Raw genomic sequence first — 25155 nt, forward strand, 5'->3', positions numbered from 1 at the left:
GCTCGGGGCGGCGGTGCGTGCCGGGTCGGCGGGGTGGGCGCTGCCAGGATCCTGCCCCATGCAACTAGTACGACAAAAGGACAAGAAACGGGCGCATCTGGCCCTGACCGCGGTGGCCGTCATCGCCGCCACCGCGGTCCTCGCCACCGGCTGTTCCGGTGGCGCCACCGAGGAGCCCGTGAAACCCGCGCCCGGCCGGCAGGCGGCCGCCGAGGCCAAGCAGAAGGCCGCCGCGCGCGCCGCCAGGGTGAAGGCGGTCAAGCGCTGGGGCCTGGCCGAGATGCCGATCGAGCCACCCGCGCCGCCCGAGAAGAAGACCGAGCCGACGACTCGCAAAGGCTTCGAGGTCTCCGGCCAGAAGCACCTCCCGCCGGTCTTCACCACCATCCCGACCAAGGACAAGGTCGTCTTCCTGACGATCGACGACGGGGCCGAGAAGGATCCGAAGTTCCTCAGGATGATGAGCGAACTGAAGATCCCCTACACCGCCTTCCTCAGCGACTACCTGGTCAAGGAGGACTACGGCTACTTCAGGAAGATGCAGGACCAGGGCGTGGTCCTGAACAACCACACGCTCAACCACCGCTACCTGCCGGGCCTCACCTACGCCCAGCAGAAGCGGGAGATCTGCGGCATGCAGGACGTGATCGAGAAGCGCTACGGCAAACGCCCCGAGCTCTTCCGGCCGCCGTACGGCAACTACAACCGCGACACGCTCAAGGCCGCGAAGTCCTGCGGGATCAAGGCCGTGCCGCTGTGGAACGCCGAGGTGTTCGTGGACCGGATGGACTACCGCGAATGGGACCGCGACATCCACCCGGGGGACATCATCCTCACGCACTTCCGGGGCGAGGAGGACTGGAAGGGCACGATGCCCGACATGATCCGGAAGCTCATGAAGGTCGTCACCGACAAGGGCTACGCGGTGGCGCGCCTGGAGGACTACCTGTGAGGCGCGCGCACCGGCTGCTCGCCGGGGTGCTGGCGGCCGGTGCGCTCGCTCTCTCCGTGACCGGGTGCGGTGGCCCGGCCGGTCCGGCCGACATGAAGGCCGCCGGGGAGGTTGCGCAGGGCGCGCGGTCCGGGCTCCCGCCCGTGGTCGACCGGGTGCCGACGGAGAACAAGGTGGTGTTCCTGGTCTTCGGCGACGAGGCCCAGCGCGATCCGGACTTCGTCCCCATGGTCAAGGAGCTACGGCTGCCCGTCAGCCTGTTCCTCACCGGCCACGTGGCCGGTCCCGGCTATGCCCACCTGGGCGAACTCGCCTCCGTGGGCGCCACCGTCCAGAACCACACCCTGGACCACCCGTACCTGCCGGGACTCCCTTACGAGGGCCAGCGCTGGGAGATCTGCGGACAGCAGCACAAACTCAAAACCCGCTTCGGGCAGCGCCCCCGCCTCCTCAGGCCGCCGCACGGCGCCTACGACACGGACACACTGCGGGCCGCGGCGGACTGCGGGATCACGGCGCTGGTACGGGGACGCGCGGCGGGCGCGCAGCTCCAGCGGCTCCAGCCGGGCGACATCATCCTGCCCCACGCGCCGCAGGCCGCTTCCCTCACCGAGACCACGACCCGCCTCGTCCACCGCATCCGGGCCCGGGGCTTCAGAGTGGCGCGCCTTGAGGACTACCTCTGACGGGCAGTCCCCCAGGGGGTTCCAGAGGGGGGCTCCAGAAGGTCCGCGCCGGAGGCACGAACCCGCAACTTGGCACTCCGCTTGACCGAGTGCTAATCGCGGTCATAGTCTCAGCTCTGGCACTCACCACTGGAGAGTGCCAACACAGCGACGGGCAGGTCCGGCACCCGCGACGACGGATCCACCTGGTCGCCACCTCAGACAGTTCATCCCCGAGATCTCCGAAGGGGGAGGTCGGATCGTGACGACCGCCAGCTCCAAGGTTGCCATCAAGCCGCTCGAGGACCGCATCGTGGTCCAGCCGCTCGACGCCGAGCAGACCACGGCCTCTGGCCTGGTCATCCCGGACACCGCGAAGGAGAAGCCCCAGGAGGGCGTCATCCTCGCCGTGGGCCCGGGCCGCTTCGAGAACGGCGAGCGCCTTCCGCTCGACGTCAAGACCGGCGACATCGTGCTGTACAGCAAGTACGGCGGCACCGAGGTGAAGTACAACGGCGAGGAGTACCTCGTCCTCTCGTCCCGCGACGTGCTCGCGATCGTCGAGAAGTAATTCACCGGATTTGCTTCCGTTCCGCGCCCCTGGCCCCGCGATTGCCGGGCGGCCAGGGGCGCGGTTCATTTGAGAGGACTTGAAAAGCTCCATGGCGAAGATCCTGAAGTTCGACGAGGACGCCCGTCGCGCCCTTGAGCGCGGCGTCAACAAGCTTGCCGACACGGTCAAGGTGACGATCGGCCCCAAGGGCCGCAACGTCGTCATCGACAAGAAGTTCGGCGCCCCCACCATCACCAACGACGGTGTCACCATCGCCCGCGAGGTCGAGGTCGAGGACCCGTACGAGAACCTCGGCGCCCAGCTGGTGAAGGAGGTGGCGACCAAGACCAACGACATCGCGGGTGACGGTACGACCACCGCCACCGTGCTCGCCCAGGCACTCGTCCGCGAAGGCCTGCGCAACGTCGCTGCCGGCGCCTCCCCCGCCCTCCTCAAGAAGGGCATCGACGCCGCCGTCAAGGCCGTCTCCGAGGACCTGTTCGCCACCGCGCGTCCGATCGAGGAGAAGTCCGACATCGCCGCCGTGGCCGCGCTGTCCGCCCAGGACAAGCAGATCGGCGAGCTGATCGCCGAGGCCATGGACAAGGTCGGCAAGGACGGTGTCATCACCGTCGAGGAGTCCAACACCTTCGGTCTGGAGCTCGACTTCACCGAGGGCATGGCCTTCGACAAGGGCTACCTGTCCCCGTACTTCGTCACCGACCAGGAGCGTATGGAGGCCGTCCTCGACGACCCGTACATCCTGATCCACCAGGGCAAGATCTCCTCGATCCAGGACATGCTCCCGCTCCTGGAGAAGGTCATCCAGGCCGGCGGCTCCAAGCCGCTCCTGATCATCGCCGAGGACGTCGAGGGCGAGGCGCTCTCCACCCTGGTCGTCAACAAGATCCGCGGCACGTTCAACGCCGTGGCCGTCAAGGCCCCCGGCTTCGGCGACCGCCGCAAGGCGATGCTGCAGGACATGGCGACCCTCACCGGCGCCACCGTCATCGCCGAGGAGGTCGGCCTCAAGCTCGACCAGGCCGGTCTCGACGTGCTCGGCACCGCCCGCCGCGTCACCATCACCAAGGACGACACCACCATCGTCGACGGTGGCGGCAACTCCGAGGACGTCCAGGGCCGCGTCGCCCAGATCAAGGCCGAGATCGACGCCACGGACTCCGACTGGGACCGCGAGAAGCTGCAGGAGCGCCTCGCGAAGCTGGCCGGCGGTGTCTGCGTGATCCGCGTCGGTGCGGCCACCGAGGTGGAGCTCAAGGAGAAGAAGCACCGTCTGGAGGACGCCATCTCCGCGACCCGCGCCGCGGTCGAGGAGGGCATCGTCTCCGGTGGTGGCTCCGCGCTCGTCCACGCCGTGAAGGTCCTCGACGGCAACCTCGGCAAGGAGGGCGACGAGGCCACCGGTGTCGCCGTCGTCCGCCGCGCCGCCGTCGAGCCGCTGCGCTGGATCGCCGAGAACGCCGGCCTCGAGGGCTACGTCATCACCTCGAAGGTCGCCGAGCTCGACAAGGGCGAGGGCTTCAACGCGGCCACCGGCGAGTACGGCGACCTGGTCAAGGCCGGCGTCATCGACCCGGTCAAGGTCACCCGCTCCGCCCTGGAGAACGCGGCCTCCATCGCCTCCCTGCTCCTGACGACCGAGACCCTGGTCGTCGAGAAGCCGGAGGAGGAGGAGCCCGAGGCGGGCCACGGCCACGGTCACGGTCACGCCCACTGAGGTTTCTTCGACCTGGTAGGTCGGTCGTACGACGGCCCGGCGCCCCGTTCCTGCGGGGGCCGGGCCGTCGTCTGTGCGGTGCGGTGCGTTGCCGGGTGCGGGTCGTTGCGCCTGCGGCGGGCTTTTCTCCCCGCCCCGCCCTTTCACCGTTTCCCGGGGCCCCGCCCCGGACCCCGCATCTGAGCTTCGCTCGGATCGCCTCAAACGCCGGCGGGGCTGACCGGGGCCGGCGCGCGGGACTGAGGGGCTACTGCGGCCCGTACTTGCGCCCCGTCTTCGACGTGATGCCGCCAAGCATCCCGCGCGGGACCAGCTTCGCCGCGCCCATCATCGCCTTGTAGCGGGGGTCGGGGATCGACAGGGAGCGGCCGCGGGCCAGGTCCGTGAGGGCGGAGGCGACCACCTTGTCCGCGTCGAGCCACATCCACGACGGGATGTTGTCGGTGCCCATCCCGGCCCGCGCGTGGAACTCCGTACGGACGAAGCCGGGGCAGAGGGCCATCAGGCGCACCCCCGAGCCCGCCAGGTCCTTCGCCGCGCCCTGCGTGAACTGCACGACCCACGCCTTCGAGGCGCCGTACGTGCCGCGCGGCACGAAGGCGGCGACCGAGGCCACGTTCACCACGCCGCCCCGCCCGCGCCCCCGCATCGACGCGGCCGCCGCCGAGGTCAGCCGGAGCACAGCCTCGCAGTGCACCTTCAGCATGGTCAGCTCGTCGGCCATGGAGACCTCGAGATAGCGGCCCTTGTTGCCGAAGCCCGCGTTGTTGACCAGGAGGTCGACGGGGGCGAGCGGATCGCCGAGCCGCTTCTCGACGGACGAGATGCCCTCCTCCGTCGAGAGATCGGCCGTGAGCACCTCGGCCTCGATCCCGTGCCGGTCGTGCAGCTCGGTGGCCTGTTCCTGGAGCCGCGTGGTGTCCCGGGCCACCAGGACCAGGTTGTGCCCGTCCGCCGCGAGCCGCCGCGCGAAGGCGGCGCCGATTCCGGCGGTGGCACCGGTGATGAGAGCCGTAGTCATGCGCCAAGGCTAGTGACCCGCTCCGGTTCCGGCTCCGGTGGCCCTGGGCGGCCGTTCCGGTACTGGTGGCCGTGTGGCCGTGTGGCCGTGGTGGCCCTGGTGACCGCTGCCGACCTGCCGCCTCTAGTGATCGTGGTGGCCGCCGCCCGGCGTCGCGGGCTTTCCGGCCTTCTGGCCCTTCTCCACGACCACGAACTGCCCCATCATCCCGGCGTCTTCGTGGTAGAGGAGATGGCAGTGGTACATGTACGGGGTGTCCGGATCGGCCGGCCCGTCGAAGCGCATCGCCAGCTTCACCGTCGTACCGCCCGGCACGAACACCGTGTCCTTCGCCCCGCGCAGCTCGGGTGGCGGCTGCTCGCCGTCCACTTCCAGGACCCTGAACTGCACATCGTGCACATGGAAGTTGTGCGGCACCCCGTCCTCGTTGCGCACCGTCCAGGTCTCCGCCTCGCCGCGTGTGACGACCTCGTCGATCCGGCCCATGTCCATCTTGCGCCCGTTGATCCCGGACATCCTGAGCCCGAAGAACCGCCCGCGGACCGCGTCCTTCGCCTCGGGCACCTCCAACTCGCCGAGCCGCGCGGGGAGTCCGGGTGATGCGCGGAGCTGCTTCGCGGCCCGCAGCTCCAGTACGTCGAAGGAGTCGTCACCGCCGCCGAACCGCTTCTGCCAGCCGTCCCCGTAGTTGTCCTGCGGGTGGCTGCGCAGCACGGTCCGCTCGCCCGGCTCCATCCGTACGACGATCTCCGCACGCTCGCCGGGCGACAGCTGCAGCCGCTGCTTGCGCACCGGTTCTTCGAGCAGCCCGCCGTCGGTGCCGATCAGGCTGAAGCCGCGGGCGTCGGAGAAGCCGAAGGAGTAGACGCGGGCGGTCGAGGCGTTGAGCAGCCGCAGGCGGAGCAGTTCGTCCCCGACCTCGTGGTACGGACTCAGCGTGCCGTTCACCATGGTGCGGTCGCCGAGGAAGCCGGTGCTCCGCATCAGTCCGTGCCCGTGGTCGAAGTTGTCCCCGTCGAACCTCACGTCCTGCACGATGACGGGCACGTCGTCGACCCCGTACTCATCGGGCAGATCCAGCGCCGCGGAGTTCTCGTCGTCGAGCAGGAACATCCCGGCGAGCCCGCGCTGCACGTGCTTCTCGGTCGCCCCGTGCGGGTGCGGGTGGTACCAGAGCGTCGAGGCGGGCTGGTCGACCTGCCACTCGGGGGTCCACGTGCCGCCCGCCTCGACCATCTGGTGCGGGCCGCCGTCCATCCGGGCCGGCAGATGCATCCCGTGCCAGTGCACGGTGGACGCCTCGTCCAGGCCGTTGGCGATCCGCACCTTCACCTTCTCGCCGCGCGCGGCCCGCAGCGTCGGCCCGAGGTAGCTGCCGTTGAAACCCCAGGTGGGGGTCTGCCGCCCGGGCCGGAACTCCGTCTCGCCCGCCTGCATCCGCAGATCGAAGACCCGCGTGCCCTCCTCGTCGACGGTGGACTCGGCGAGCGGCGGCACGGCCAGCCGGTTGCCGAAGGGCTCCTTGCCGACCGTGCTGACGTCCGCGCTCGTCCACAGCCAGGCGAAGCCCCCGCCGGCCGTGGCGGCGAGGACCCCCACGACCACACCGAACGTGATGAGAACCCGCTTCAGCCTGCCGCGCCCGCCACCCTGTTTCGTCATGCGTCCACGCTCGCGGCGGAGGGCCCGCCGGCCCATCGGGAAGGGCCCTGAACCGACCCCGGCCCTTCCCCTAGGGGCGGTGGATCATCGAGGGGCGCCGGGCCCTCAACTCCCGTGCTTCTCCACGTACTCCAGCCCCTTGCGCCGAGCCCGTTCGGACAGCGCGTCCCCGGCGGTCAGCATCCGGGGCAGCAGCGAGCGCTCCAGGGTCATCGCGCGGAACTGCACGGCGACGGTCACGTCGTGATCCGGCCGGTGCACGATCTCGATCGGATCGCCGGCCGTGATCTCGCCCGGCTCGATCACCCTGAGGTACGCGCCGGGCGCCGAGGCCTGCGTGAAGCGGCGCACCCAGCCCTGCTCGCCGGTCTGCCCGGCGAAGGTGGCGCACGGGATACGGCTGCTGGTCACTTCCAGCACCACGCCGGCGCCGATCCGCCAGCGCTCGCCGATCAGCGCGCCGGAGACGTCGAGTCCGCAGGTGGTGAGGTTCTCGCCGAAGAACCCGTTGCGCAGCTCCCGGCCCAGCTCCCGCTCCCAGCCGTCGAGGTCCTCGCGCGCGAAGGCGTAGACGGCCTGGTCGTCGCCCCCGTGGTGGCGCTGCTCGATGATCGTGTCCCCGGCGACCCCGCTCGGCCCCGCACCGGGCACCCCGGGCGCCGCCACCCGCACCGGTCCCTCGACCGGCAGCTTGTCGATCCCGGAGGTCCCGCTGGAGTGACTGGTGTCCTGGACGGGCCGGGCCTTGCCGGTGTTCACGCTGAGCAGCTTCATGGGCGTCATGCTTTCACCTGATTCTTGCGAGGAGGCCCCGGCGTTCACGCCGGGGAGGAATCGCATCCTGTGACTGCGACGCGGAGCGTCGCCGCATCAGTCTGGATGCGGGTGCGGAGCTCCTGCCGTGGCTTCCCGACGGAGTCGGGGGATGCGAATGTGTGCACGAGTGATCACTGATCATGACGAATGAGTGGGATGTTGGGTACGGGTGTCGGATCGTCGCACTAGCGTCGGGGCCGTGAAGCTGGTGGTGCGCGTGAAGCTGCTGCCGACGCCCGTGCAGGCGGCGGCGCTTGAGGCGACCCTGCGTGCCTGCAACCAGGCCGCTGACCGTGCCTCGGCCGTCGCGTACGCGACGGGGGTGCGGAGTCGTAATGGCCTGCAGAAGGCCGTGTACGCCGAGTTGAAGGCAGGGTTCGGGCTGTCCGCGCAGCCTGCCGTGCGGGTGGTGAAGAAGGTCGTCGACGCGTATGCCACGCTGCGCGCCAATGTGAAGGCCGGGAATCTGGGCCCGGTCGGGTCGAAGCGGCACCGCAAAGCCACCGGCTCCGCGATCGCGTTCCGGCCATTGGCCGCGCAGCCGTTCGACGACCGGTGTCTGTCCTGGCAGTTCGATGCCCGCACGGTGTCGATCTGGACCGTGCGTGGGCGGTTGCGGGGGATTGCCTTCGCGGGTTCGCCGGAACAGCTGAAGGCGCTGACCGCGTACCGCAAGGGTGAGAGTGATCTGCTGTTCCGCGACGGGAAGTGGTTCCTGAACGCCACCTGCGAGATTCCCGACCCGGACGTGTATGAACCGGTCGACTTCATCGGGGTGGACCGGGGTGTCATCAATCTTGCCACCACCAGTGACGACACCAACTACCAGGGGCGTCGTCTGTCGCGCTACCGGCGCTGGCAGGCCCGTAAACGCGCTGAACTCCAGGCCAAGCAGACTCGCTCGGCCACGCGCCGCCTCAAGCGTCGGGCCAAGAAGGAGCGGCGCCATGCCACGCACATGAACCACCGGATCAGCAAGGAGATCGTTGTCGTTGCGCAACGCACCGGGAGAGGGATCGCCGTCGAAGCACTCGGCGGGATCCGGGACCGGGCACGGCTACGCCGCGACCAGCGGGCAACACTCTCCTCCTGGCCCTTCCACCAGCTCGGCCAGCACCTCGCCTACAAGGCCCGCCGGGCAGGGGTGCCGTTCCTTGAGGTGGATGCGGCCTACACCTCGCAGCGCTGCCCGCGTTGCGGGCACACCGAGCGGGCCAACCGGCCCGACCGGGACCACTTCTCCTGTCGTCGGTGCGGTCTCGCTGGCCCGGCCGACCTCGTCGCCGGGGTCAACGTGCGCGACCGCGCACGCTCGGCGTGGGCATTCGTCACCATGCCCGTCGCTCCAGCATCCCCATCCGGGACCTGAAGCGAGATGCGACCCGTGACCGTCCCGTTGTAGGGGGTAGTCGGGAGCGCGACAAAGTGTGAACGACCGAGCAATACAGCTCGGCAGTTCACGGCCGAGAAGGTGACGGTAGAGAATGATCTCCAAGCCGTCGAGTGGATTCGGGCGGCACCCTCCAAGGCCCGCTTATGATTGATGTCATGATCGAGGCCCGTCACCTCCGCGTACTGCGCACCGTCGCCGCCACCGGCTCCTTCTCCGCCGCGGCCCGCGAACTCGGCTGTACGCAGCCGGCCGTCAGCCAGCAGATGAAGGCGCTCGAACACTCGACGGGCACCCCGCTGCTGATCCGCACCGGCCGCGAGATGCGCCTCACGCAGGCCGGGGAAGCGCTGGTCAGGCATGCGGCGGGCATTCTCGCCGGGCTCACCGCGGCCGAGGAGGAGGTCGCCGCGATCGCCGGGCTCCGGGCCGGGCGGGTCCGGCTCGTCTCCTTCCCCAGCGGCAGCTCCGCGCTCGTCCCCTCCGCCCTCGCCGCGCTGCGCGCCGAGCACCCCGGCACCCGGGTCTCGCTCGTGGAGGCCGAGCCGCCGCGCTCGGTCGAGATGCTCCGCGAGGGCGACTGCGACATCGCGCTCGCCTTCCGGTACGAGGCGCGCGACGGCGCCCGGGGGGAGGGTGGGAGCCGGGCGGACGGGGGTGCGGCGCAGCAGGACGACGACTGGAGCGATCTGGTCGTACGGCCCCTGCTCGCCGACCGGCTGGTCGGCCTGATCCCGGAGCGGCACCGGCTGGCGGGCGAGGAGGCGGTGTCCATCGCCGAGTTCGCCGATGAGTCGTGGATCGCGGGCTGCCCGCGCTGCCGCCGCCAGCTGGTCGACGTCTGCGAGGGCGCCGGTTTCACCCCGCGCATCGACTTCGCGACCGATGACTATCCGGCCGTGATCGGCCTGGTGGGTGCGGGTCTCGGTGTCGCGGTGCTGCCCCGGCTCGCGCTCGATTCGGTCCGTACGAAGGGGGCCAGGGCGGTCGCGGTGGAGCCTGCCGTACGCCGCGAGATCGTGGCGCTCACGCTGCCGGACCTCGCCCGGGTGCCGACTGTCGCGGCCACCCTGGACCAGCTCGCGGCGGCCGCCGGCGGGCTGCCGGAGGCGGTCACGCGCTGAGAAGCTGTTGCCGAACTCCGCTTCGGAAGAGCGGTCGGCTGCCCTGGAAAAACGTTTCGGCAGCCGACCGGCCGAACTCTTCCTCAGTGGGCCGGGACAGTGCTCGACGCCACGGTGCCTGCCGGAACGGACCCCGGCGACATCGCGCCTGCCGAGACGGAGCCCGACGCCATCGTGCTCGGCGAGACGGAGCCCGACGCCATCGTGCTCGGCGAGACGGAACCGGGCGGGACTGACCCCGGCGACACCGGGCTCGTCGCCGTGACGAGCCGGTTGCGGGCCCGTCCCATGAGCTCCTCGCGTTCATCCTCGGTCAGGCCGCCCCATACGCCGTAGGGCTCACGTACCGCGAGCGCGTGCGCCGCGCACTCGGCACGTACCGGACAGCGCATGCAGACCTCCTTGGCCGAGTTCTCGCGCGCGCTCCGTGCCGCGCCGCGCTCGCCCTCCGGGTGGAAGAAGAGCGAGCTGTCGACCCCGCGGCAGGCTGCGAGCAGCTGCCAGTCCCACAGGTCGGCGTTCGGTCCGGGAAGGCGGGAGAAATCTGCCATTGCTTGTCCCCTTGCAGCCGTTCTGAAGCGGATCCGATGCCCGGCGCGGGCCTGAGCGGCTGCCCGGCCCCAGGCCGGACGGACCGCCCGTGCCGTACATCTCCTGACTGTTCCTGTCTGAGTAGATGTAAATATGACTGGTTGCGAATCTAGTCACAGACACCACCGAAAGGGAAGAAAAGCGGCTGAATGGGGCACAGCTTTCGGTGAACCCTCGGCGCCTCGCCCCACCCCGGCGCCGCTCCGATCCCCGCGATCACGGTGCCGTGAGGGGCCCATCACGTAGAGTGCCGATGGCAGCCGACCGACCCGTAACTCTTTCGAGTGACCGTCGTTGAGAGTGCGGAGGCGGTTGAAAAGGGAAGCGCTCGGGCAGGTGTCCGAGGGTGTCAACCGCTCAGGTGACGATTCACAGCCTGGAGGCTCAAGGTGACGCGCATCAGCTGCAGGAGCCGCGGAGGACGACAGTCATGACTTCCGTCCTCGTCTGCGACGACTCCCCGCTTGCCCGCGAGGCGCTCCGCCGTGCGGTCGCGACCGTGCCCGGTGTAGAGCGAGTGACGACGGCGGCCAACGGCGAGGAAGTCCTCCGCCGCTGGGGCGCCGACCGCTCGGACCTGATTCTCATGGACGTACGCATGCCGGGGCTCGGCGGTGTCGAGACCGTGCGCCGGCTGCTCTCCGCCGATCCGGGCGCCCGGATCATCATGCTCACCGTCGCGGAGGATCTGGACGGTGTCGCGCTCGCGGTCGCCGCCGGTGCCCGCGGCTATCTGCACAAGGACGCCTCACGCGCCGAGCTGCGCGCCACCGTCACCCAGGCGCTCGCCGACCCCACCTGGCGGCTCGCCCCGCGTCGGCTCCGCTCGGCCGAGATGGGTGCCGCGCCGACGCTGACCGCGCGGGAGATCCAGGTGCTCGAAGGCATGAGCCACGGGCGGTCCAACGCGGAGATCGGACGCGAGCTCTTCCTCTCCGAGGACACCGTGAAGACCCATGCGCGCCGGCTCTTCAAGAAGCTCGGCGCCTCCGACCGTGCGCATGCCGTGGCGCTGGGTTTCCGCTGGGGTCTGGTCCGCTGAGCCGGTCCGCCCCGAAACCGTCCGGCAACGGTTTCGCGGCAGGTGAGCCCCGGTTCGGAGTCCGCTTCCGGCTGTCACCGACCAGTCCCGCCCGCGGCCGCGCGGGCGGGCCGGTGGCTAGGGCGACTTTCGAAACACGCCCTAGGCCGAAGGGGTCTCTCCGGGAGCGGTTTGGCCAGTTTCCCGCGCGATGCCGCATCCTTGAGGTGTGGAGTTCCTCGGGGACGAGTCGGTCGAGCGGGAGGGGAGGGCGCAGCGGATGAGTTCCGGCGCACCTGCTCATAACGCTTCGGTGCACAACTATGGACGCGGTGCCGCGGACCGGAAGACGTCAAGGCACCATGGTCCGATGCGCGAGGACGGGACAAGCACAGTGGGTGCCCTCGTTCAGCGTGCCGTCGAGGGCGATCAGCAGGCCACACACGATCTGCTCGCCCATGTCCACCCGCTCGCGCTGCGCTACTGCCGCACGCGGCTCTCCCGGCTGCCGGGCGACGCACGGCACTTCGTCGAGGACCTCGCCCAGGAGGTCTGCGTGGCGGTGCTGCTCGCACTGCCGCGCTACAAGGACACCGGGCGGCCCTTCGAGGCCTTCGTCTTCGCCATCGCCGGACACAAGGTCGCCGATCTGCAGCGCGCCGCCATGCGTCACCCCGGCTCGACCGCCGTGCCGAGCGACGAGATGCCCGAGCGGCCCGACGACTCGCTCGGGCCCGAGGAACGCGCGCTGTTGAGCAGTGACGCCGAATGGGCCAAGAAACTGCTCGCCAATCTTCCGCAGACACAGCGCGAGCTGCTGCTCCTGCGGATCGCTGTCGGTCTCACCGCGGAGGAGACCGGACAGATGCTGGGGATGTCCCCCGGTGCGGTGCGCGTCGCACAGCACCGGGCACTGAGCAGGCTCAGGGCGCTGGCCGAGCAGTAGCCGGGCAGCCCGGGCCCGCACCCGGCGCCCGACCTCTGCCCGAACTGCCCGCCCGCGCGCCCGCCCGCCCACGCGCCTGCGCACCGCCGTACGTGTGAACGTACAAAGAATGGCGATGATCTTGCTCGTGGAATGAGACACCTCCCCGGGCCGTTAGCATGGACATCCGCACCGATCAAGGCCATTTGGGGAAGGTGTCATGACTGCAAACGTCGACGGAGTGCCCGGAAAATTCGCGACACTCGGGCTGACCTACGACGACGTGCTGCTGCTGCCGGGCGCGTCGGAGGTCCTGCCGAACGCGGTCGACACCTCGTCCCGCATCTCGCGCAACGTGCGCGTGAACATCCCGCTGCTCTCCGCCGCGATGGACAAGGTCACCGAGGCGCGGATGGCGATCGCCATGGCCCGGCAGGGCGGCGTCGGTGTGCTGCACCGCAACCTGTCCGTCGAGGACCAGGTCAACCAGGTCGACCTCGTGAAGCGCTCCGAGTCCGGCATGGTCACCGACCCGATCACCGTGAACCCGGACGCGACCCTCGCCGAGGCGGACGCGCTCTGCGCGAAGTTCCGCATCTCCGGCGTCCCGGTCACCGACGGCAACGGCAAGCTGCTCGGCATCGTCACCAACCGTGACATGGCCTTCGAGTCGGACCGCTCGCGCCAGGTGCGCGAGGTCATGACGCCGATGCCGCTGGTCACCGGCAAGGTCGGCATCTCCGGTGTGGACGCCATGGAGCTGCTGCGCCGCCACAAGATCGAGAAGCTGCCGCTGGTCGACGACGCCGGTGTCCTCAAGGGCCTCATCACCGTCAAGGACTTCGTCAAGGCGGAGCAGTACCCGAACGCGGCGAAGGACGCCGAGGGCCGTCTCCTCGTCGGCGCCGCGGTCGGCGCGAGCCCCGAGGCGCTGGAGCGCGCCCAGGCGCTCGCCGCCGCAGGTGTGGACTTCCTCGTCGTCGACACCTCGCACGGCCACAACAGCAACGCCCTGAGCTGGATGTCGAAGATCAAGTCCGCGGTGAACGTGGACGTGGTCGGCGGCAACGTCGCCACCCGCGACGGCGCCCAGGCCCTCATCGACGCCGGCGTCGACGGCGTCAAGGTCGGCGTCGGACCCGGTTCCATCTGCACCACCCGCGTGGTCGCCGGCATCGGCGTCCCGCAGGTCACCGCCATCTACGAGGCGGCGCTCGCCGCGCAGGCGGCCGGTGTCCCGGTCATCGGCGACGGCGGTCTGCAGTACTCCGGCGACATCGGCAAGGCGCTCGCCGCCGGTGCCTCCACGGTGATGCTCGGCTCGCTGCTCGCGGGCTGCGAGGAGTCGCCGGGCGAGCTGATGTTCATCAACGGCAAGCAGTTCAAGTCGTACCGCGGCATGGGCTCGCTCGGTGCCATGCAGTCGCGCGGCCAGGGCCGCTCGTACTCGAAGGACCGTTACTTCCAGGCCGAGGTCGCCACCGACGACAAGCTCGTGCCCGAGGGCATCGAGGGCCAGGTGCCCTACCGCGGCCCGCTGGCCAACGTGCTGCACCAGCTCGTCGGCGGTCTGCGCCAGACGATGGGGTACGTGGGCGCCGCCACCATCGACGAGATGGAGTCCAAGGGCCGCTTCGTGCGCATCACCTCCGCGGGCCTCAAGGAGAGCCACCCGCACGACATCCAGATGACGGTCGAGGCGCCGAACTACAGCCGCAAGTAGCATCCGCCGCAGCAGCCGCGGGCAGCCGCGGGCAGCCGCGGGCGGCACCGCGAGCAGCATCCGCCGTACGCGACGGGGCGGCCCGGGATTACCGGGGCCGCCCCTTCCTGCTGCGTCAGGGATACTGGACGCGCAGGCCCACAAGTACCGGGCCCAGAAGTACCGGGCCAGGATGCACAGGCCCAGAAGTACCCCGAGGGAAAGGCACCTCCCAAGTGACTGAGATCGAGATCGGGCGCGGCAAGCGCGGCCGCCGCGCGTACGCGTTCGACGACATCGCGATCGTCCCGAGCCGTCGTACGCGGGACCCGAAGGAGGTCTCGATCGCCTGGCAGATCGACGCCTACCGCTTCGAGCTGCCGTTCCTGGCGGCCCCCATGGACTCCGTGGTCTCCCCGCAGACCGCGATCCGCATCGGCGAGCTCGGCGGCCTCGGGGTGCTCAACCTCGAAGGCCTGTGGACCCGTTACGAGGACCCGCAGCCGCTGCTCGACGAGATCGCGGAACTGGACTCCGAGACGGCGACCCGCCGCCTCCAGGAGATCTACGACGAGCCGATCAAGGAAGAGCTGATCGGGCAGCGCATCAAGGAGGTGCGCGACTCCGGTGTGGTCACCGCCGCCGCGCTCTCCCCGCAGCGCACCGCGCAGTTCTCCAAGGCCGTCGTCGACGCCGGGGTGGACATCTTCGTCATCCGCGGTACGACGGTCTCCGCCGAGCACGTCTCCGGCGCCGCCGAGCCGCTGAACCTCAAGCAGTTCATCTACGAGCTCGACGTCCCGGTCATCGTCGGCGGCTGCGCCACGTACACCGCCGCTCTGCACCTGATGCGCACCGGCGCGGCGGGCGTCCTCGTCGGCTTCGGCGGCGGCGCCGCGCACACCACCCGCAACGTCCTCGGCATCCAGGTCCCGATGGCGACCGCCGTCGCCGATGTCGCGGCCGCGCGCCGCGACTACCTGGACGAGTCCGGCGGCCGCTATGTGCACGTCATCGCCGACGGCGGTGTCGGCTGGTCGGGCGATCTGCCGAAGGCGATCGCCTGCGGCGCCGACTCCGTGATGATGGGCTCCCCGCTCGCCCGCGCCACCGACGCGCCGGGCCGCGGGCACCACTGGGGCATGGAGGCCGTGCACGAGGACGTGCCGCGTGGCAAGAAGGTCGACCTGGGCACGGTCGGCACCACCGAGGAGATCCTCACCGGCCCCTCGCACAGCCCCGACGGCTCCATGAACCTCTTCGGCGCCCTGCGCCGCTCGATGGCCACGACCGGCTACAGCGAGCTCAAGGAGTTCCAGCGCGTCGAGGTCACGGTGGCGGACGCGCAGCACAAGCGCTGAGGTCTTCTCGTACGGGGGTGGGCTTCCGCTCGTACGCACGGAAGGGGCCCGCACCGCCAACCGGCGGATGCGGGCCCCTTCTGTGTGTGCTGCCGTGGGTCAGCCGCCGGCCTTCTTGGCGGAACTGAAGCCGACGAAGCCGCCGATGGCGAGGAAGAGGAACGCCATCGGGGCCGAATCCTCCGACCACACGTCGAAGGCGTTGAGCTCCTCGTGCGTGACGAACTCGGTCCAGGACAGATCGGCTCCGAACTGGGCCTCGAAGAAGTGGCTGGCGACCAGGCACAGGCCGAAGATCTGGCCCATGTAGACACCCGCGACGGCGAGCACCGCGCTGACGATGGGCAGTACGGGGTTGCGGCCGCCGAGCTTGCCGACCGCGAAGCCGACCAGGGCGCCGACACCGACGGCCACGTAGCCGATCTCGGTGTAGCCGCCTTCGTCGTCCGCGAAGGCGCGCATCAGACCGCCGTACGCGGCTGCGCCGACGATCATCGCCACCAGGCCCACGAGGACGGCGAGCGCCACGTTGCCGGTGCGCGGGGCGGGCGGGGCCGGCGGGGCGGGCTGGAACGGGGCCTGCTGGCCGAACGGGTTGCCGCCCGCAGGCTGCTGCGGCGGCGGGTACTGCTGAGACATGCGGGTGATCCCCCCCAAGAACGGTTGCGCACACTCGTCCGAGAGCGGCGCACACCAGTACGACGAACGACGCCGCAGGCTAGCAGCCGCTTGCAACGGGGCCCAGCGGTTACCCGGCACCTCCGCAGCTACCCGGCGCCCCGGCCGGCACCGGGCGCCGCGGGTGTCGCCACGCGTCCGCCTCGGCGTCGAGGTCCTCGTCCGCGAGGCGCTCGGCGTCGGTGCGTGCCTGGCGCAGCCACCTCTCCCGTACGAGCAGGCGCAGGGCGCGGAGGAACCTCAGGTGCGCAGCCATGCGTTCACGGTAGGCCCGTGCGCCACGCCCGTGCAGCGAATATCGCCAAGGGGCCCCGCCTACAACCGGTGTGCCGCCCCCACCGGCGTGACCCCCCGCGTGTCAAGGAGCAGCTGGGCCTTCACCGCCAGGCCCTGCAGGTCGTACGTGCGGTGGGGCTGGAGCAGGAGGGTGAGGTCGGCGGCCGCGGCGGATTCGTAGAGGGTGTCGGCGCGCGGGACCGGGTGGCCGAGGACGCGCCAGTGCGGGATGTGCGGGTCGTGGTAGCTGATCGAGGCGCCCATCTGCATGAGGCGCGTGGCGATCTCCTCGGCCGGGGTGCCTTCCTGGTCCGCGATGTCCGGCTTGTAGGTGACGCCGAGGAGGAGGATCCGCGCGCCGCGGGCCGATTTGCCGTGCTCGTTGAGGAGCATGGCGGCGCGCTGGATGACGTACTGCGGCATCCGCTGGTTGACCTCCTGCGCCAGGCCGACCAGGCGCAGCGGATGGCCGGGGGCGTGGGCGGTGTGCGGGAGGTACGCGGGGTCGAGGGCGGGCGCGTGCCCGCCGACGCCGGGTCCGGGGCGGAAGGCCTGGAAGCCGTAAGGCTTGGTCTCGGCGCAGCGGATGACGTCCCACAGGTCGACGTCGAGGTCGTGGCAGAGCACCGCGAGCTCGTTGACGAGGGCGATGTTGACGTGCCGGAAGTTGCTCTCCAGGAGGTGTGTCGCCTCCGCCTCGCGCAGGCCGCGGGCGCGGACGACCTTCTCGGTGAGCCGCCCGTAGAACGCCGCCGCCGATTCCGTGCAGGCGGGGGTCAGGCCGCCGATCACCTTGGGGGTGTTGGTGTAGCCGTGGGTGCGGTTGCCGGGGTCGAAGCGGCCGGGGGAGTGGGCGAGGTGGAAGTCGCGGCCCGCGGTGAGGCCGGAGCCTTCTTCGAGCAGGGGGCGCAGGAAGTCCTCGGTGGTGCCCGGGTAGGCGGGCGATTCGAGGATGACGGTGGTGTACGGCCGCAGCCGCGGTGCGAGCGCGCGGGCCGCTTCGGCCAGCTGGGTGAGGTCGGGGGTGCGGTCGGCGCCGAGCGGGGTGGGGGCGCAGAGCACTGCGGTGCGGACCCGGCCGAGTCCGGTGGGGGTGGCGGCGGGGCGGAAACCGGTCGCGAGCATCCGGCGCAGTTCGGCGGCGGTCAGGGCGCCTTCGCCGGCGGGGAGGCGTCCGGCGGCGAGTTCTGCGGCGCTCTCCTCGGGGTGCCGCGGCTCGTAGGCGAGGGTTTCGATGCCCGCCGAGACGGCGGCCTGGGCGAGCGGGAGACCGAGATGGCCGAGTCCGACGATGGCGAGATCCGCGGGCATGGCGAGCACCTTCCCCAGTAACCGGAACGGGCGGGACGCGCAAGCCGGGCAGGCAAACGGCTGAGCGCACTGTCAGGTTAGGGGTAAATATGACCGATATGACGGATTAGCGGATCGTGGTTTCGCGAGTGTCGGCAGGTCAGGACAGCGCGCGTGTCGGCAGGTCAGGGCATCCGACGGCCCCCGCACCCCGGACGCCACGGCCCCGGATGGCGGCCGAACCCGGGGAGCGGGTGGTGGCCGAACCCGGCGACTGCGGACAGAATCGACGGTGTGAGCCCGACCACAGGGGCGACGGGAGGCAGCAGTGAGGACAGCGACACTGGGACCGGCCGAGCGGGCGGAGGCCCTCGCGGCCATGGCCGAGCGGGAACTTGACGTGCTGGTGGTGGGCGGCGGCGTGGTCGGCGCGGGAACGGCGCTCGACGCCGTCACCCGGGGCCTGTCGACGGGGATCGTGGAGGCCCGCGACTGGGCCTCCGGCACGTCCAGCCGCTCCAGCAAGCTGATCCACGGCGGCCTGCGCTATCTGGAGATGCTCGACTTCGCGCTCGTGCGCGAGGCCCTGAAGGAACGCGGCCTGCTGCTCGAACGCCTCGCACCGCACCTGGTGAAACCTGTGCCGTTCCTCTACCCGCTGCAGGGCAAGGGCTGGGAGCGGCTCTACGCGGGCTCCGGCGTCGCGCTCTACGACGCCATGTCGATGGCGAAGAGCCACGGCCGCGGCCTGCCCATGCACCGCCATCTGACCCGGCGGCACGCGCTGCGGGTCGCACCCTGCCTGAAGAAGGACGCGCTCGTCGGCGCCCTGCAGTACTACGACGCCCAGATGGACGACGCCCGCTACGTCGCGACCCTGGTCCGTACCGCCGCCTCCTACGGCGCGAAGGCCGCCAACCAGGCCCGTGTCACCGGCTTCCTGCGCGAGGGCGAACGGGTCGTCGGGGCGCGCGTGCAGGACGTCGAGGGCGGCGGCGAGTACGAGATCAGAGCCCGCCAGATCGTCAACGCGACCGGCGTGTGGACCGACGACACCCAGGCCATGGTCGGCGAGCGCGGCCAGTTCCACGTCAAGGCCTCCAAAGGCATCCACCTGGTCGTGCCCAAGGACCGGATCAACTCCACCACCGGGCTGATCCTGCGTACCGAGAAGAGCGTGCTCTTCGTGATCCCCTGGGGCCGGCACTGGATCGTCGGCACCACCGACACCGGCTGGGACCTCGACAAGGCCCATCCGGCGGCCTCCAGCGCCGACATCGACTACCTGCTCGAACACGTCAACTCGGTGCTCGGCGTACCGCTCACCCGCGATGACGTGCAAGGCGTGTACGCGGGCCTGCGGCCCCTGCTCGCCGGGGAGTCGGATGCCACCAGCAAGCTCTCGCGCGAGCACACCGTGGCCCACCCCGTGCCCGGCCTCGTGGTGGTCGCGGGCGGCAAGTACACGACGTACCGGGTGATGGCGAAGGACGCCGTCGACGAGGCCGTGCACGGGCTCGACCAGCGCGTCGCCGAATGCGTCACCGAGGACATCCCGCTGCTCGGCGCCGAGGGCTACAAGGCGCGGTGGAACGCGCGGGCCCGGATCGCCGCCCGGACCGGACTCCATGTCGTACGCGTCGAACACCTCCTGAACCGCTACGGATCGATGACGGAGGAACTGCTCGAACTCATCGCCGCCGACCCCTCGCTCGCCGATCCGCTGCCCGGCGCCGACGACTACCTGCGGGCCGAGATCGTCTACGCGGCCTCGCACGAAGGCGCCCGGCACCTCGACGACGTCCTGACCCGCCGCACCCGGATCTCCATCGAGACCTTCGACCGCGGTACCCGCAGCGCGCGGGAGTGCGCCGAGCTCATGGCCAAGGTGCTCGGCTGGGACAAGGACCAGGTCGAACGGGAGGTCGAGCACTACGAGAAGCGGGTGGAGGCGGAACGCGAGTCGCAGCTGCAGCCGGATGACCTGACGGCGGACGCGGCACGGCTGGGGGCGCCGGAGATCGTGCCGCGGTGACGCGTCCCGGTCGAGGCTCCGGATAGCCGGGGCCGCGGCATGCGTCCCGCCCGGCGTGAGGGACAATGGTCCTTCTGCCAGGGCGGGTTGATTGCAGAGGGGACGCATGTCGGAGGGTGAGCGGTCCGAGGAGGCCCGTCAGGGAGAGAACACGCGGCTGATCGCCGGGCGCTACCGGCTCGGCGACGTGCTCGGGCGCGGCGGCATGGGCACCGTCTGGCGAGCCAGTGACGAGACGCTGGGGCGGACGGTGGCCGTCAAGGAACTGCGCTTCCCGTCCAGCATCGACGAGGACGAGAAGCGCCGGCTGATCACCCGCACCCTGCGCGAGGCCAAGGCCATCGCGCGGATCCGCGACCACGGCGCCGTCACCGTCTTCGACGTGGTCGACGAGGACGACCGGCCCTGGATCGTCATGGAGCTGATCGAGGGCAAGTCGCTCGCCGAGGTCATCCGCGAGGACGGCCGGCTCACCCCGAAGCGCGCCGCCGAAGTCGCCCTCGCCGTCCTGAACGTGCTGCGCAGTGCGCACAAGCAGGGCATCCTGCACCGCGATGTGAAGCCCTCCAACGTACTCATCTCGGACGACGGCCGCGTCGTCCTCACCGACTTCGGCATCGCCCAGGTCGAGGGCGACCCGTCCATCACCTCGACCGGCATGCTCGTCGGCGCGCCCTCCTACATCTCGCCAGAACGCGCCCGCGGCCACAAGCCCGGCCCCGCGGCGGACCTGTGGTCGCTCGGCGGTCTGCTGTACGCGGCGGTAGAAGGCACCCCTCCGTACGACAAGGGCTCGGCGATCGCCACGCTCACCGCGGTGATGACCGAACCGCTGGAGCCGCCGGAGCACGCGGGCAATCTCGACAAGGTGCTCTACGGGCTCCTGGAGAAGGACCCGGACCAGCGCCTCGACGACGCGGGGGCGCGGGCGCTGCTGCTCGATGTGATCCATGCGCCGGAGCCGGTGGACGAGAAGCCGGTGCTGCCGGTGTCGGAGGAGACCAAGGTCGTCCCGCTTCCGGAGGAGCCGAAGGCGCCCGCCGCCCCGGCGGCTTCCGGTGCGGCCGTATCCGGTGCGTCTGCTGCGGGTGGGGCGTCCGCCGGTGCGGCAGTTGCCGGTGGTGCTGCGGGTGGTGGTGCTGCGGGTGGTGGTGCTTCGGGTGGTGGTGCTTCGGGTGGTGTGGCGGGCAAGGCGGCGCCGGCTGCCGTCGGCGCGGTCTCCGAGACCTCGGTCAGTGACCCCGCGGCGGCCAAGGCATCTGCCGCCGCCGTGAGTTCATCCGGAGGCGCGGGCCCCGCGAAGCCGCCGAAGGCCTCGCTCGGGGACGTGGTGCCGAAGCGTACGCAGCTGATCGTGGCCGTCTTCGTGGCGCTTGCCGTGCTCGGCACCGTGATCGGGTTCGCGGTCAGCGGCGGGGACGAGGCCGATGGCGGCGGGCGCGAGAACACCGCCGCGAGCGCCGGGGCCGAGGGCGGGAGCGGCAAGGACGGGACCGACGGCGGCAAGACCGATGGCGGCAAGGGTGAGGAGCAGGAAGGCGGCTCCGGGACGGACTCCGGCGAGGGCGAGGGCGAGGGAGACGGCAAGGGCGACGGGGACGGCGAAGGCGACACCGGCGGTGCGAGTGGTCAGGACAGCCTGCCCGCCGGGTTCCGGCAGGTGACGGACGAGCGGTTCAAGTTCACGATGGCCATGCCGGAGAACTTCCGCCGCACCGCGATCGCCGGTCAGAACTCCGGCGGCATCTACAGCGCCGACGGCGGATTCCCGCGGATCCAGGTGGACTTCAACGCGAGCCCCGCCGACGACGCCGCGGCCGCGTGGCGTTCGCTCGCCCCCGCCGTGGCAGGCTCCAGCACCAACTTCAAGCTGCTCGGCATCCACAAGGTCGACTACAACGGCTATCCCACCGTCGCCGACTGGGAGTTCGAGCGCGACCAGCAGGGTCAGCGGATCCGGATACTCAACCGCGGCTTCAAGGCCGACGCCACCCACGGCTATGCGATCATGATCAGCTGCAAGGCGAGCGAATGGGACGGCGCGGAGTGCCGTCAGCTGCGCAAGACGGCCTTCGGGACCTTCGAGCCGCGCGACTGAGCCAGCCGGAAGCTCCCAGGGATCGGGCCGCGGGTTCGTGAGACCTGCCGCGTACGTCGGTGCGGCCACGTATCGTGAGAAGCCGCGGACCGTACGCAGCCGCAACGTGCCGGATTCCGACCGGAGTTGACGGGTTTGTGCGGTGTGCGGCACAGGTATCGGCGGTGCGCGCGCTGACGGGGAGGCGACGTGGACGACTATGCGGGACGGGTGCTGGCCGACCGCTACCGCCTGCCGCTGCCCCCTTCGGACGCGTACGAATTCGCGGAGACACGCGCCTTCGACACGCACAGCGGCCTTGAAGTCCTCGTGCGGCAGGTGCCGTTGCCGGAGGTCGTCGAGGCGGAGGTGATCGAGGAGCCGGGCGCGCAGGCGTGGCCGTACGGGAACGGCCCCCGCAACCCGGCCGATCCCCGCGACCCCGGCAGCTCCCGCAACCCCCGCAACCCCCGCAACTTCCGTACGGGCAGGACCCCCGGCGATCCGGCCGTACGGCGGGCGATCGAGGCGGCCGAGGCGGCGGCGCGGATTCCCGACCACCCCAGGCTCGACCAGGTCTTCGACGTGTTCGCCGAGGACGGCTCGCTGTGGATCGTCAGCGAGGTCGTCGAGGCCCGCCCGCTGGCCGCACTGCTCGCCGAGCGCCCGCTGAACCCGTACCGCGCGGCGGAGGTGGCCTCCGACGTGCTCACCGCGCTGCGCGCGCTGCACGCGCACGGCTGGGTGCACCGCAACATCACCGTACGTACGGTCCTGGTCTGCGACGACGGCCGGGTGATGCTCACGGGCCTCGCCGCGGGCGCCGCCGAGGAGGCGCTCTGCGGCTACGACCCGGTCCCGGACGCGACCGGCGGCTTCGACGGCCGCGCGGCGGGCGAACCGGCGGCCGGCGCGGTCCCGCAGCCCCCCGCAGGCCCGGGCACGGCGGCCCCGGACGGCCGCGCGACGTACTCCGGCGAACGTCCCGCACTGCCCGGACCACGGGAGCAGTCGGACGGGGCCGCGGGCGGCGGAGCCGGTGGCGGAGGGACGTGGGGCGGCCAGTCGGCCGGATACGGCGCCGCTTCGGGTGGTCAGCCGGCCGGTGACGGGGGTGCGGCCGGGAGCGGTGGTGGGAGTGGCGGTACGAGGGCGGGGTCGGGGCGTCCGGAGCAGTACGGACAGCCGGGGCGGGCCCTGCCCGCCGGTGATGTCCGGGCCGCGCGGGCCGGGGCGATCGCGGCGTACCGCGCCGGGGTGCGCTCCGCGGCGGCGGCCCGCACGCTGCCGCCGGGCGGTGCGGCCGGTGAAGCGGTGCCGGGCGGCACCCAGCAGTCCGCCCCGACGCCACCGGGGCGGATAGCCGACCCGTACGGAGTCGCGGGACGCCCCGGTGCACGGCCCGCCCCCCAGGTCAGGCACCTCTCGGCGGGACCGGCGGCCACGGAGCGGGAGGACCGGGACGTCCGGGTGGACGGTGCGACGGGCGGCGCGGCGTACGGTGCGGCAGGCGGCACGCCCTCGCACCCGTCCGACGGGCCCGGACACCAGGCCGCCCCCGAGGCCGCTCCGTCCGGGGTCGCCTGGCACGGCGCCGCCCGGCGCATCCCCGGACAGCTGCAGCATCCGGACACCGCGGACGGCGACGGGCTCCCGGGCCGGGCGGTCAGCGGACCGTCCCCGGCGGCCGACGGCCGCTTCCCCGGCCCGGCTACCGGAAGCCCGCACCCCGTCGACGACCCGGACGACCCCCAAGCCCCCGACGCCCCCCAAGCCCCCGACGCCCCCTCCCGCTGGGACGAACTGGCCGGTGTCGGCCAAGGTGGTGCGCGGCGCGCCACTCCGCTGGAGCTGGAGCGCGCGCGGCAGGCAAGGATGACCGTGGTCGGGGCCGTGACCGAGCGCTGGGCGCCCGAGCAGGCCGGGCCCGTGCACGAGAACTGGCAGCTGGCCGCCCCCATCGGCCCCGCCACCGATCTGTGGGCGCTCGGCGCGCTGCTCTTCCGCGCCGTGCAGGGCCATGCGCCCTACCCGGAGGACAGCGCCTACGAGCTCGTCCAGCTGGTCTGCGCCGAACCGCCCGCCTTTGCCGAGGAGTGCGGCCCGCTGCGCCCGGTCGTCGAATCGCTGCTGCGCCAGGACCCCACCGAGCGCCCCGACATAGAGGAACTCCGCGGCTGGCTGCGTTCCCTCGTGCGCTCGGCCCCCGAGGCCGAGGCGGGCGCGCATGTCGTCCCGGCCCCCGCGTACGACCGCACCCGGCTGCCCGTCGTACGGCGCCGGGGCGAACTGGTCCGCAGGCGCCGCGGCCGCCGGGGCGGCAAGGACGTGCAGGGACGGCAGAAGGACGGGCAGAACAAGCCGAAGCAGCAGAAGCAGCGGCACAAGCACACGCGCGGCAACGGCCGCGCCCCCGAGCGCGCCGGGCGTGAGCGCATGTCGCCCTCGGCCCAGAAGTGGGAGCGAAGACAGCAGCGCCAGATGCGGCAGTTGAGCCACGACCGGCCGGGCGGCAGCGGCGGCCCGAGACGGCTCGGGCGGGTGCTGCTGCTCCTGGTGCTGCTCGGGGTCGTCGCAGCGATGGCGTACGCGATGTACTTCATGCCGAAGGCCGATACGGCGGACAAGGGCGCGGGCTCGGGCTCGGGCGACCGCAGGGATCCGGCGGGCTCGGCGAGTTCGGCGCCGCAGGAGCCGGGAGGCGGGAAGCGCGAGTCGCCCGGCGACGGCGGTGGCGAGCCCCCGAAGGAGTCCGGGGAGCCGCCGAAGGAGACGGAGGGGCCCGCCGAGGAGACCGGCGCGCCTGCGGACGGCCTGCCCGAGGGCTTCGTTCTGCGCAAGGACACCGAGGGCTTCCGGCTCGCGGTCGCCTCCGGCTGGGACCGCAGTCCGGCCAACGGCCGTGGCCAGGTCGTGTACAGCGGCGGCGGCTTCTCCCTCACCGTGGTCCCCGGCCGCGACAGCACCGAGGACTACGGCGACGATCCGCTCGCCTACCAGCGTGAGGACGAGCGCGAGCTGCAGCCGTTCCGCGATTCCACCTGGGCGACCTCCGGCGGCCTGCGCCGCGTCGAGGTGGGCGGGCAGGTGCGGGCCGAGGGCCAGTTCACCTGGGACGAGGGCGGCCGGAAGCTGTATGTGCGCAATGCGGCCATCATCGTCGACGGCGCCTACCACGTCGTCCTCGTCAAGGGCCCCGAGGCCGAGCGGGACGAGGTGACCCGCTTCTTCGAGCAGGCGGTGGACACGTACGAAGCCACGCGCTGAACCGGCGATCG

General features: G+C 71.4%; 19 protein-coding genes and 1 pseudogene. 13 read left to right on the forward strand and 7 right to left on the reverse strand.

Translation table 11 applies throughout. From position 1 onward, the window contains the following. Window positions 1-58 precede the first annotated feature (58 nt). From ACLF6P_RS22280 to groL, 4 genes are all read left to right on the forward strand, one after another. Window positions 59-952, forward strand: coding sequence for a polysaccharide deacetylase family protein (locus ACLF6P_RS22280; RefSeq protein ID WP_415952402.1), 894 nt, complete (start codon window positions 59-61; stop codon window positions 950-952). Continuing rightward, a complete protein-coding gene (locus ACLF6P_RS22285; protein WP_415952403.1) occupies window positions 949-1638 on the forward strand; it encodes a polysaccharide deacetylase family protein in 690 nt (229 codons plus the stop codon). The genes ACLF6P_RS22280 and ACLF6P_RS22285 overlap by 4 nt, the downstream gene beginning before the upstream one ends. Window positions 1639-1879: 241 nt before the next feature. Then, the gene (groES, locus tag ACLF6P_RS22290) at window positions 1880-2188 is read left to right on the forward strand and encodes a co-chaperone GroES (RefSeq protein WP_415952404.1); all 309 of its coding nucleotides are present in this window, start codon (window positions 1880-1882) and stop codon (window positions 2186-2188) included. A gap of 91 nt (window positions 2189-2279) precedes the next feature. Continuing rightward, window positions 2280-3908, forward strand: a complete 1629-nt coding sequence (gene groL, locus ACLF6P_RS22295) for a chaperonin GroEL (RefSeq protein WP_415952405.1) — start codon at window positions 2280-2282, stop codon at window positions 3906-3908. Between the two features lie 247 nt (window positions 3909-4155). Here groL and ACLF6P_RS22300 read toward each other — a convergent pair whose 3' ends face one another. The 3 genes from ACLF6P_RS22300 to ACLF6P_RS22310 all read right to left on the reverse strand — a co-directional run bounded on the left by ACLF6P_RS22300 (window position 4156) and on the right by ACLF6P_RS22310 (window position 7365). Further along, a complete protein-coding gene (locus ACLF6P_RS22300) occupies window positions 4156-4929 on the reverse strand; it encodes an SDR family NAD(P)-dependent oxidoreductase (protein WP_415952406.1) in 774 nt (257 codons plus the stop codon). A gap of 123 nt (window positions 4930-5052) precedes the next feature. Next, on the reverse strand, window positions 5053-6591 hold the full coding sequence (locus ACLF6P_RS22305) for a multicopper oxidase family protein (protein ID WP_415952407.1): 1539 nt from the start codon (window positions 6589-6591) through the stop codon (window positions 5053-5055). A 105-nt stretch (window positions 6592-6696) separates the two neighbouring features. Next, complete coding sequence (locus tag ACLF6P_RS22310; protein ID WP_415952426.1) at window positions 6697-7365, reverse strand: MOSC domain-containing protein; 669 nt, start codon at window positions 7363-7365, stop codon at window positions 6697-6699. A gap of 241 nt (window positions 7366-7606) precedes the next feature. Between ACLF6P_RS22310 and ACLF6P_RS22315 the strand changes: the two genes are divergently transcribed. Both ACLF6P_RS22315 and ACLF6P_RS22320 read left to right on the forward strand, forming a co-directional pair. After that, complete coding sequence (locus ACLF6P_RS22315) at window positions 7607-8776, forward strand: RNA-guided endonuclease InsQ/TnpB family protein (RefSeq protein WP_415952408.1); 1170 nt, start codon at window positions 7607-7609, stop codon at window positions 8774-8776. A gap of 179 nt (window positions 8777-8955) precedes the next feature. Next, window positions 8956-9921, forward strand: coding sequence for a LysR family transcriptional regulator (locus ACLF6P_RS22320; RefSeq protein ID WP_415952409.1), 966 nt, complete (start codon window positions 8956-8958; stop codon window positions 9919-9921). Between the two features lie 221 nt (window positions 9922-10142). Here ACLF6P_RS22320 and ACLF6P_RS22325 read toward each other — a convergent pair. Next, window positions 10143-10472, reverse strand: a pseudogene (locus ACLF6P_RS22325) (WhiB family transcriptional regulator); the annotation flags it as partial. A 470-nt stretch (window positions 10473-10942) separates the two neighbouring features. Here ACLF6P_RS22325 and ACLF6P_RS22330 point away from each other — a divergent pair. The 4 genes from ACLF6P_RS22330 to ACLF6P_RS22345 all read left to right on the forward strand — a co-directional run bounded on the left by ACLF6P_RS22330 (window position 10943) and on the right by ACLF6P_RS22345 (window position 15521). Beyond that, a complete protein-coding gene (locus ACLF6P_RS22330) occupies window positions 10943-11554 on the forward strand; it encodes a response regulator transcription factor (RefSeq protein WP_003948568.1) in 612 nt (203 codons plus the stop codon). A gap of 349 nt (window positions 11555-11903) precedes the next feature. Further along, window positions 11904-12479: a sigma-70 family RNA polymerase sigma factor gene (locus ACLF6P_RS22335; protein WP_415952410.1), complete on the forward strand. Its 576-nt coding sequence runs from the start codon at window positions 11904-11906 to the stop codon at window positions 12477-12479. 199 nt (window positions 12480-12678) lie between these two features. Beyond that, window positions 12679-14181 carry an IMP dehydrogenase gene (gene guaB / locus ACLF6P_RS22340; protein WP_415952411.1) on the forward strand — a complete coding sequence of 501 codons (1503 nt, stop codon included), beginning with the start codon at window positions 12679-12681 and terminating at the stop codon, window positions 14179-14181. A 215-nt stretch (window positions 14182-14396) separates the two neighbouring features. Continuing rightward, entirely contained in the window at window positions 14397-15521 is a 1125-nt protein-coding gene (locus ACLF6P_RS22345) for a GuaB3 family IMP dehydrogenase-related protein (RefSeq protein ID WP_415952412.1), read from the forward strand. Window positions 15522-15620: 99 nt separating this feature from the next. On the opposite strand, the gene ACLF6P_RS22350 is transcribed toward ACLF6P_RS22345, so the two are convergent. From ACLF6P_RS22350 to ACLF6P_RS22360, 3 genes are all read right to left on the reverse strand, one after another. Continuing rightward, window positions 15621-16160 (reverse strand): hypothetical protein, encoded by a 540-nt coding sequence (locus ACLF6P_RS22350; RefSeq protein WP_415952413.1) that lies wholly within the window; start codon window positions 16158-16160, stop codon window positions 15621-15623. A 109-nt stretch (window positions 16161-16269) separates the two neighbouring features. Continuing rightward, a complete protein-coding gene (locus ACLF6P_RS22355) occupies window positions 16270-16455 on the reverse strand; it encodes a hypothetical protein (protein WP_415952414.1) in 186 nt (61 codons plus the stop codon). Window positions 16456-16514: 59 nt separating this feature from the next. Beyond that, a complete protein-coding gene (locus ACLF6P_RS22360; protein WP_415952415.1) occupies window positions 16515-17786 on the reverse strand; it encodes a nucleotide sugar dehydrogenase in 1272 nt (423 codons plus the stop codon). A gap of 307 nt (window positions 17787-18093) precedes the next feature. Here ACLF6P_RS22360 and ACLF6P_RS22365 point away from each other — a divergent pair, with 307 nt between their 5' ends. The 3 genes from ACLF6P_RS22365 to ACLF6P_RS22375 all read left to right on the forward strand — a co-directional run bounded on the left by ACLF6P_RS22365 (window position 18094) and on the right by ACLF6P_RS22375 (window position 25144). After that, entirely contained in the window at window positions 18094-19800 is a 1707-nt protein-coding gene (locus ACLF6P_RS22365) for a glycerol-3-phosphate dehydrogenase/oxidase (protein WP_415952416.1), read from the forward strand. Between the two features lie 106 nt (window positions 19801-19906). Beyond that, complete coding sequence (locus tag ACLF6P_RS22370; protein ID WP_415952417.1) at window positions 19907-21898, forward strand: serine/threonine-protein kinase; 1992 nt, start codon at window positions 19907-19909, stop codon at window positions 21896-21898. Between the two features lie 189 nt (window positions 21899-22087). Continuing rightward, window positions 22088-25144 carry a protein kinase gene (locus ACLF6P_RS22375; protein ID WP_415952418.1) on the forward strand — a complete coding sequence of 1019 codons (3057 nt, stop codon included), beginning with the start codon at window positions 22088-22090 and terminating at the stop codon, window positions 25142-25144. Window positions 25145-25155: the final 11 nt, after the last annotated feature.

It is taken from the genome of Streptomyces lothianensis, assembly GCF_047779955.1.
In the GTDB taxonomy this organism is placed as follows: Bacteria; Actinomycetota; Actinomycetes; order Streptomycetales; family Streptomycetaceae; genus Streptomyces.